This is a genomic window from Streptomyces sulfonofaciens, from assembly GCF_014656295.1.
GTDB classification, from domain to species: domain Bacteria; phylum Actinomycetota; class Actinomycetes; order Streptomycetales; family Streptomycetaceae; genus Streptomyces; species Streptomyces sulfonofaciens.
Window position 1 is genome coordinate 19,006 of sequence record NZ_BNCD01000040.1, and the last position, 8,396, is coordinate 27,401.

Below are 8,396 nucleotides of genomic sequence, written 5' to 3' on the forward strand. Positions count from 1 at the left end.
CCGGCCCCCGCCCCCGTCCCCCGCACGTTCGTGCACCACCTCACCCAAGGACGGGTGGGGAGACCATGAGCCGACCGCGAGGAGTTCCCTTTGACGATCAGTCGACAAGACGTCACCAACCACTTCGCCCTGCGGGCTGCCACCTACGACCGGTCGAGTTCCTGGTGCACCGACACCGAACTCGGTGATGTCCTCCTGGACATGGCCGCCCCCAAGCCGGGTGACCGGGTGCTCGACGTAGCCTGCGGCACCGGACTGGTGTCGCGCCTGTTCGCCGGGCGGGTGGCCGAGGTGGTCGGTGTGGACGTCACCGAGGAGATGGCCGATCAGGCCAGGCCGTACCTCGACCGGCTGGTGGTGACCCCGGCCGAGCACCTGCCGTTCGCGGACGACGAGTTCGACCTCGTCGTGTGCCGCCAGGGCGTGCAGTTCATGGACCTGCCCGCGGCGGTCGAGGAGATGGTCCGGGTCGTGAAGCCCGGCGGCCGGGTGGTGATCATCAACCTGTGCGCATACGACGAGCAGGACCGTGACGAGTACTTCGAGATCCTCCGGCTGCGCAATCCCGTGCGCCGGCACTTCTTCCTCCCGTCCGACCTGGAGGAGCTGGTCCGCAAGGCGGGCTGCGACCCGGTCGAGACCCGTCCCTACGTGTCCGTCGAGGACGTCGACGTCTGGTCGGACAACGGTGCCATCGAGGAGGAGAACCGGGAGGCGATCCGCGCCGTCTACCGCGGTGCCTCGCCCGAGTTCCTCGCGCTGCACGCGGTGCGCGAGGCCGACGGCCGGTTTGTCGACAACATGCTGTTCGTCCTGGCGGCGGGGACCAAGCCGTCCGCCCCGCGGTCCGGCTCCGAGGAGAACCATGGCGCATCTGAGTGACGTCTTCGCCGCCGACCTACGCTCGGCTCTCGCGGCGGAGGCCACGTCCGCGCTGCGATACACCTACTTCGCCCAGGTCGCAGAGATCGAGGGCCACACCGAGATCGCCCGGCTCTTCACGGAGCTGGCCGACAGCGTCACCTGCGCGGTGCACGGTCACCTGGACGTGATCCGCGACGCCACCGCTCCCGACGACGAGCGGCGCGACATCGGGGAGACCGGACTGAACCTGGCCTCCTCGGTGGCCGGTGCGCTCCAGGACGCGGGCGAGGTCTATCCCCGGCTGATGACCGCCGCGCACGAGGAGGGGCACGCCGACGTGGCGAGCTGGCTGACCACCCTGACCGCGCTGAAGAAGCGGCACACCGCCCGGCTCGACGCGGCACTGGAGAGCCTGACGGGTGCCCCGAGCGAGGCCGCCCTCACTACGGCCCCTGGAGGAACCGATGTCTGACGACCTCCTCACCCCCGCCCCGCCGGCGGCGGACGCGCAGTACGACGCCTCCGCGATCGTGGTGTTCTCCGGCCTCCAGGCCGTGCGTCGCAACCCCTCCATGTACATCGGCTCCACCAACGCGGACGGCCTGCACCACCTGGTGTTCGAGCTGCTCGACAACGCCGTGGACGAGTACGAGGCCGGCTACTGTCGCGAACTGTCGGTGATCCTGCGCACCGACGGCTCGTGCGCGGTGGAGGACGACGGCCGGGGCATCCCGGTCGACCCGCACCCGGACTCCGGGCGGCCCGCCGCCGAGGTGGTGCTCACCACGCTGCACGCCGGTGGCAAGTTCACCGGCAGCACCTACGTGCACTCCGCCGGTCTGCACGGCGTCGGCCTGTCCTGCGTCAACGCGCTCGCCGAGTCGCTGCGGGTGGACATCTGGCGGGACGGCGCCCACCACAGCCAGGAGTTCTCCCGTGGTGAGCCGCGTACCGAGCTGATCAAGGAGGGTCCCGCGCAGCGCCGCGGCACCACCATCTCCTTCCGACCGGACCCGGAGATCTTCGACACCTGCGAGTTCTCCACGCGGATCCTCGGCGAGCGGCTCCAGGAGATCGCGTTCCTGCACAGCGGGCTCAGCGCCCGGCTGGTGGACGAGCGCAGCGGCACGGTGGCGCGGTACACCTTCAGCGGTGGCGTGCGGGCCTTCCTCGACCACCTCAACGGCGACGCGACCGCCGTCCACCCCGAGCCGGTGGTGGTCTCGCACGTGGGCGACGCGGTCTCCTTCGACCTCGCCTTCCAGTGGACCGAGGGCTACACGGAGGAACTGCGCAGCTTCGTCAACGGCGTCCGCACCGACCAGGGCGGCGCGCACGTGGACGGCCTCCGGGCGGCCCTGGCCGCGGCGATCAACCGCTACGCCACCGCCCACAAGCTGCTGGACGCCCGCACCGGTGAGCGGATCACCACGGTCGACATCCTCGAAGGGCTCACCGCGGTGGTCTCGCTGCGGATGGTGGGTCCCAAGTTCGACGGGCAGACCAAGAAGCGGTTGCAGAACCCCGAGGTCGGCCATCTGGTCCAGGACATCGTCGACGCCGAGTTCACCCGGGCCATGGAGGCCGACGAGGGCCTCGGACGGCGCGTCGTGGCCCGCGCGCTCGACGCCACCCGGGCCCGGCTCGCGGCCAGGCTGGCCAGCCGCACCGCCCGCCACCAGCGGCGCGAGCTGGACATCGACTACGGGGTCTACCAGCGGCAGTTCGGCATCCGGTCGAAGAACTGGCACGAGTCGTGCTCGTGGCTGACCGACGAGGAACTGCTCGCCAAGCACGCCGAGATGTGCGACGTGCCGGCGGACGGCCGGATGCTCGACGTCTGCTGCGGCAGCGGTGTCGTCGGCGGCTCGTTCAAGGGCAAGGTCGGCGAGATGATCGGCCTCGACCTCACTCCGGAGATGGTCCAGCTCGCCTCCACGCGGTTGGACCGCGTGGACCAGGGAACCGTCTACGACCTGCCCTATCCCGACGCCTCCTTCGACCTGGTGGTCACCCGCGAGGTGCTGCACCTGCTGCCGCAGCCGGAGCGTCCGGTCTCGGAGATCTTCCGGGTGCTGAAGCCGGGCGGGCAGTTCATCGTCGGCCAGATCGTGCCGTTCGCCGACGAGGACGCCTTCTGGATGTACCGCGTCTTCAAGAAGAAGCAGCCCCTCCTGTACCAGATGTTCCGTGAGGAGGACTTCCGCTCGCTGCTGCTCGGTGCGGGCTTCACCGACGTGCAGATGAGCGAGTACCTGCTGTGGGAGTCGATCGACCTGTGGATCGACACGCACGAGACCACTCCCGCGGCCCGCCGGGAGATACAGCGGCTCTTCTACGACGCGCCGCGCGAGGTGCGGGAGGTCCATCCGTTCGAGGTGCTGGACGACGGCTCCATCCGCGACCAGTGGCGGTGGTGCGTGTACTCGCTCAGGAAGCCCCGGTGATGACCCGTATGACCGTGCCCGTGCACGCCCCTGGCGTGCCCGACGCTCTCCGGGCGCTGTGCGACCGGCTCGCACCGCTGCGCGAGCTTCGGCGCAGCGGCGTGCGGGACTTCTCCGCGCAGGTCCGGTCCGTCCTGGTGATCGCCTCCAGCTCACGCGGCGGCTCCAGCATGGTCACCGAGACCCTGCGGGCCTCACGGGCGCTGCTGCACCTGCAGGCGGAGATCAACCCGTTCCTGCGGCTGGCCGGGCTTGGTTTCCCGGACAGCGGCACCGGGTCGGACCGGCTCGACGCTGCCCATGTGGCGGCGCTCGCGCCGGCCGCCCGGCGGCTGCTCGACGAGGAACTGGCCCGGGACGTCGGCACCGCCGCCGACGTCCCGGACCCGGAGCAGTTCGCGCTCGACGTGGCCTGGCGGTTCGCCGTGCAGTGGCCGGAGCTGCCGCTCGACCCGCTCGCGGTGGCCGACGCGGCGCGCGGTGTGCTGCGGGGCGCGCCCTCGTGGGACCCCGCCGCCGTGACCCTGAGTGTGCTGCGCGGCCTGCACCAGCAGGGGCTGCCCGTCAGCCCCTGGTACTACGACCTGCCGCGGGACCTGCTGCAGAGGGAGGCGTTCGGTGCTCCCTCGCCGCGCGCGCCCGGGCGGCTCCTCATCGAGGAGCCGCCCTTCGTGCTGGCCCGTCCCTGGCGACGGGCCGACCCTGCCGACCTGCGCGAGCGGACGCTGGTGATCAAGACGCCGAGCAACGCCTACCGGCTCGGCTTCCTGCGCGCCCTGTTCCCCAACGCCCGGCTGCGGGTGCTGCACCTGACCCGCAACCCGGCCGCCGCCGTGAACGGCCTGTACGACGGGTGGCTGCACAACGGCTTCCACGCCCACCGGATGACCTCGCCCCTGGCGATCGGCGACTACGTCGAACGGTGCGAGGACAACCGGTGGTGGTGGAAGTTCGATCTGCCGCCCGGCTGGCAGGACTTCACCGGCGCCCCGCTGCTGGACGTGTGTGCCTTCCAGTGGCGCAGCAGCCACCAGGCGGTGCTGGACGACCTCGACCGCGGTCCGGTGGAGGGCCTTACCCTGCACTTCGAGGATCTCATCGGCGGGCCGGACCGCCGGATCGCGTCCTTCGAGCGGCTGAGCGACTGGCTCGGCATCCCGTTGGACGGTGAGTTCCGGCATTCGGTCCACCATGGCATCGCACCCGTGGCCGCCACCGCGCGGCCGCGGGCCGGCCGCTGGCAGGACCGGGCCGACCTGATCGGGCGGGCGCTGGATGCCCGCACCCTCCAGGTGGCCGACCGGCTCGGATACGCCGACCCCACCGGCTGGATCTGACGGAGGACCTCCATGACGACGAACCACCCGGGGCCCGCCCACGGCACCGTCGACCCCGACGACGCCCGGGCGGCCGACATCCTGCTGGGCCGGCGGCTGGCCGGCTTCATACGCGACGTTCCCGACTACCCCCGGCCCGGCGTGCAGTTCAAGGACATCACCCCGCTGCTGGCCGACCCGGACGCCTTCTCCTCGCTGGTGGAGCTGCTGGCCTCGATGTGCGTGCGCCGCGGTGCCACCAGGATCGCCGGCCTTGAGGCCCGCGGCTTCCTGCTCGCCGCCCCGGTGGCCGTCCGGGCCGGGCTGGGCTTCGTCCCGGTCCGCAAGGCCGGCAAGCTGCCCGGTCCGGTGCTCGCCCGCGGCTACGAGCTGGAGTACGGCACCGCCACGATCGAGATCCAGCAGGGGGCGTTCGGGCCCGGTGACCGCGTGGTCGTCGTGGACGACGTGCTGGCCACCGGGGGCACCGCGGAGGCCGCCGTGGAGCTGATCCGCGGGACCGGTGCGCAGGTGGCCGGTGTCGCGGTGCTGCTGGAGCTGGGCTTCCTGCTGGGCCGGGACCGGCTGAAACGGTCGCTGGACGGCGACCGCGTCGACGCGGCGGTCATCGTGTGACCGCGGGTCCTGCCGGGGTGGCCCGGAACAGCAGCGGATCGCCGAAGGCCCCGGGGCCGCGCCCGGGCCGCGTTCCGGCCCTGCCGTACCTGGATGCGCTGGAGTCGGAGGCGGTGCACGTCATCCGGGAGGTGGCGGGCGAGTTCGAGCGGCCGGTGATCCTGTTCTCCGGCGGCAAGGACTCGACCGTCATGCTGCACCTGGCGCTGAAGGCGTTCGCGCCGGCGCGGATGCCCTTCGGGTTGCTGCACGTGGACACCGGCCACAACTTCCCCGAGGTGCTGGACTACCGGGACGCCACCGTGGCCCGGTACGCACTGCGCCTGACGGTGGCCAGGGTGCAGGACTACATCGACGACGGCCGGCTGCGTGAGCGCCCCGACGGCACCCGCAACCCGCTGCAGACGGTGCCGCTGCTGGGCGCCATCGCCGAGGGCCGGCACGACGCGGTGCTCGGCGGCGGGCGACGCGACGAGGAGAAGGCCCGCGCCAAGGAGCGGGTCTTCTCGCTGCGGAACGAGTTCGGTGCGTGGGACCCGCGCCGCCAGCGCCCGGAGCTGTGGCAGCTTTACAACGGCAGGCACGCGCCCGGCGAACACGTCCGCGTCTTCCCGCTCTCCAACTGGACCGAGCTGGACCTGTGGCAGTACGTCGCCCGCGAGAAGATCGAGCTTCCGGAGATCTACTACGCGCACGAGCGCGACGTCTTCGAGCGGGACGGCATGTGGCTGACCGCGGGCGACTGGGGCGGGCCGGGCGAGGGCGAGAAGGTGGAGCGGCGGACCGTGCGCTACCGCACCGTCGGCGACATGTCGTGCACCGGCGCGGTGGACTCCGACGCCGGCACGGTCGAGGCGGTCATCGCCGAGATCACGGCCTCCCGGCTGACCGAGCGGGGCGCCAGCCGCGCCGACGACAGGCTCTCCGAGGCCGCGATGGAGGACCGCAAGCGCGAGGGCTACTTCTGACCGGCCGTCCCCGGCGCCGCGGGGCGCCGGGGTCATTCCCAGATCCGTGTCGCCGCCAGGGCGACCTCGGTGCGGTTGGAGCAGTCGAACTTGAGCATGAGGTTGGAGATATGACGTTTCACGCCGTGCACGGAGATGCCGAGGGCACGGGCGATCTGCTGGTTGGTCAGGCCCTGCACCAGTAAACGCAGCACGGACAGCTCGCGGGCGGTCAGCCTGTTGCCGCGCCGTGCCGAGCGCAGGGTGCCCTGGTTCCCTGTGTTCAGCAGTCGATGGGGTGCGGTGGTCGGCAGGGCGAGCTGCCGGAACGTGTCGCGCAGGACGTCCAGGGTGAGGCACTGCTCCAGGAACCAGGCGTCCACGGTGCGGCCGTGTGCCAGACCGGGGTGCAGTGCGGCGGTCTCGGAGAGCGTCAGGACGAGCTTCGCGCCGCTGTTCTGCGCGAGCGCGCTCACGCGTGGGCCGTACGCGCTCAGCGGGAAGACGTTCACGTCGAAGGGCTCGCGGGCCAGGTGCTCCTCCGCGCCGGCCGTGTCCTGGCAGATCACGTGCCTGCGGACGGTGGGGACCTGGCTGAGCATCCTGGGGAGTCCGTAGAAGGCCAGTTCGTCGTGTGCCAACCAGAGGATGTTCAACTGCGCAGTGGTCAATTGACTGCTTCTCCCCGGGTATCGGGTCGGCCGTACCGAATTCTAAGTGCGCGCGCCTGCCCGGGCCACTTTCGGGGGCTCGAAGGTTCACCCGCGACTCACGGCTCACTTGCCGCCCCGGCTGACCGTTGGATAGGAATGCTGAGCGCGCAGCCGAAAGCGCCACTCATGACCCGCCCTTCACCGGCGGGATCCCGCGCCCGCCTCTTCCTGTGCTAGGAGCGTGAGATGACCAACCTGCCCGACGTCGAGATCGGCGTCATCGGCGGTTCCGGCCTGTACTCCTTCCTCGACGACATCACCGAGGTGCCCGTAGACACCCCCTACGGCCCGCCGAGCGACGCGCTGCTGGTCGGTGAGTACGCCGGGCGCAGCATCGCCTTCCTGCCCCGGCACGGACGGAGCCACTCGGTGCCGCCGCACCGCATCAACTACCGGGCCAACCTGTGGGCGCTGCGCTCCCTCGGCATCCGCCAGGTGCTGGCGCCCTGCGCGGTGGGCGGACTGCGCCGGGAGTTCGGCCCGGGCACGCTCGTCATCCCCGACCAGGTGGTGGACCGCACCCAGGGCAGGGAGCAGACCTTCTACGACGGCATCAAGCGCTCCGACGGCGCCGTTCCCGGCGTCGTGCACGTCTCGTTGGCCGACCCGTACTGCCCGGCGGGACGGCAGACGGCGCTGGCGGCGGCGCGCTCGCAGGGCTGGGAGCCGCGCGACGGCGGCACGCTGGTGGTGGTGCAGGGGCCCCGCTTCTCCACCCGCGCCGAGTCCCGCTGGTACTCCTCCAGCGGCTGGTCGATCATCGGCATGACGGGCCTGCCCGAGGCGTCCCTCGCGAGGGAACTGGGCATGTGCTACACCCCCATCGCGCTGGTCACCGACCTGGACGCCGGTGTGGAGGCCGGTGAGGGCGTCACGCACGACGAGGTCCTGAAGGTCTTCGCGGAGAACATCGACCGGCTGCGTCCTGTGCTGTTCACAGCCGTGAAGTCACTGCCCAGCGAGCGCACCTGCCCGTGCGGCGACGCGCTGGCGGGCCAGGAGACGGGCTTCGACCTGCCCTGACCCGGGCACCGGACGCCGGCCCTCGCGAGCACGCTCCGGGCCCGTCCCGCGTCCGGATCTCCATGGCCCCAATGGCCCCTCGTGCACAGGGCTGTTGGGGCCTCGGCGCCGCACGCGGGGGCGTCGCGCGGAGGAGGGCTCGTGACAGCCCCTTGATGATCGTCCTGCTATAACTGACAGGTCAGCCCGATCCCGTCGGAGAAGGGCCGGCGTGTCACGTTGCCGTTGTGAAGCCCCGCTTGCTGCCACACGCGACGGGCACTTCACGGTCGTGCCGGCGGAGCCGTTCCCGCAGCGCGCACGACCCGTCCCCCACTGGCACGGCAAGGACAGGTTCCACAGAGTGCGGAGTATCGAGAGCCGAATTCCCCGTTTCTTCGACGTCCTGGATGACGAGTCCCGCGTCCTGCGTCAACTGGGCGCCCGCTTCATCTCGTCCGCCGAGGCGTT

The 8,396-nt window shown here is 71.3% G+C and carries 8 protein-coding genes; 7 read left to right on the plus strand and 1 reads right to left on the minus strand.

Annotated elements, in window-relative coordinates; genetic code table 11:
* Window positions 1-90 precede the first annotated feature (90 nt).
* Genes IE313_RS33640 through cysD form a run of 6 tightly spaced genes read left to right on the plus strand, consistent with a single transcriptional unit; the run spans window position 91 to window position 6,231 of the window.
* Complete coding sequence (locus tag IE313_RS33640) at window positions 91-882, plus strand: class I SAM-dependent methyltransferase (protein ID WP_229925170.1); 792 nt, start codon at window positions 91-93, stop codon at window positions 880-882.
* On the plus strand, window positions 866-1,336 hold the full coding sequence (locus tag IE313_RS33645) for a rubrerythrin family protein (RefSeq protein WP_189939024.1): 471 nt from the start codon (window positions 866-868) through the stop codon (window positions 1,334-1,336). Before IE313_RS33640 ends, IE313_RS33645 begins: the two co-directional genes overlap by 17 nt.
* The gene (locus tag IE313_RS33650) at window positions 1,329-3,311 is read left to right on the plus strand and encodes a methyltransferase domain-containing protein (protein ID WP_189939026.1); all 1,983 of its coding nucleotides are present in this window, start codon (window positions 1,329-1,331) and stop codon (window positions 3,309-3,311) included. The genes IE313_RS33645 and IE313_RS33650 overlap by 8 nt, the downstream gene beginning before the upstream one ends.
* Window positions 3,311-4,648: a sulfotransferase gene (locus tag IE313_RS33655; RefSeq protein WP_229925171.1), complete on the plus strand. Its 1,338-nt coding sequence runs from the start codon at window positions 3,311-3,313 to the stop codon at window positions 4,646-4,648. The genes IE313_RS33650 and IE313_RS33655 overlap by 1 nt, the downstream gene beginning before the upstream one ends.
* A 12-nt stretch (window positions 4,649-4,660) precedes the next feature.
* Window positions 4,661-5,263 (plus strand): adenine phosphoribosyltransferase, encoded by a 603-nt coding sequence (locus IE313_RS33660; protein ID WP_189939029.1) that lies wholly within the window; start codon window positions 4,661-4,663, stop codon window positions 5,261-5,263.
* Window positions 5,264-5,280: 17 nt separating this feature from the next.
* Window positions 5,281-6,231 carry a sulfate adenylyltransferase subunit CysD gene (gene cysD, locus IE313_RS33665; protein WP_189939038.1) on the plus strand — a complete coding sequence of 317 codons (951 nt, stop codon included), beginning with the start codon at window positions 5,281-5,283 and terminating at the stop codon, window positions 6,229-6,231.
* 32 nt (window positions 6,232-6,263) lie between these two features.
* On the opposite strand, the gene IE313_RS33670 is transcribed toward cysD, so the two are convergent.
* Window positions 6,264-6,881, minus strand: coding sequence for a helix-turn-helix transcriptional regulator (locus IE313_RS33670; protein WP_229925172.1), 618 nt, complete (start codon window positions 6,879-6,881; stop codon window positions 6,264-6,266).
* A gap of 228 nt (window positions 6,882-7,109) precedes the next feature.
* On the opposite strand from IE313_RS33670, the gene IE313_RS33675 reads away from it, so the two are divergent.
* Complete coding sequence (locus tag IE313_RS33675; RefSeq protein WP_189939031.1) at window positions 7,110-7,946, plus strand: S-methyl-5'-thioadenosine phosphorylase; 837 nt, start codon at window positions 7,110-7,112, stop codon at window positions 7,944-7,946.
* Window positions 7,947-8,396: the final 450 nt, after the last annotated feature.

What these genes read in the sequence shown, in the direction of transcription:
- IE313_RS33650 (WP_189939026.1), top strand. Translation starts at nt 1,329, where the DNA reads ATGTCTGACGACCTCCTCACCCCCGCCCCGCCGGCGGCGGACGCGCAG.
- IE313_RS33675 (WP_189939031.1), top strand. Translation starts at nt 7,110, where the DNA reads ATGACCAACCTGCCCGACGTCGAGATCGGCGTCATCGGCGGTTCCGGC.
- IE313_RS33655 (WP_229925171.1), top strand. Translation starts at nt 3,311, where the DNA reads ATGACCCGTATGACCGTGCCCGTGCACGCCCCTGGCGTGCCCGACGCT.
- IE313_RS33645 (WP_189939024.1), top strand. Translation starts at nt 866, where the DNA reads ATGGCGCATCTGAGTGACGTCTTCGCCGCCGACCTACGCTCGGCTCTC.
- IE313_RS33660 (WP_189939029.1), top strand. Translation starts at nt 4,661, where the DNA reads ATGACGACGAACCACCCGGGGCCCGCCCACGGCACCGTCGACCCCGAC.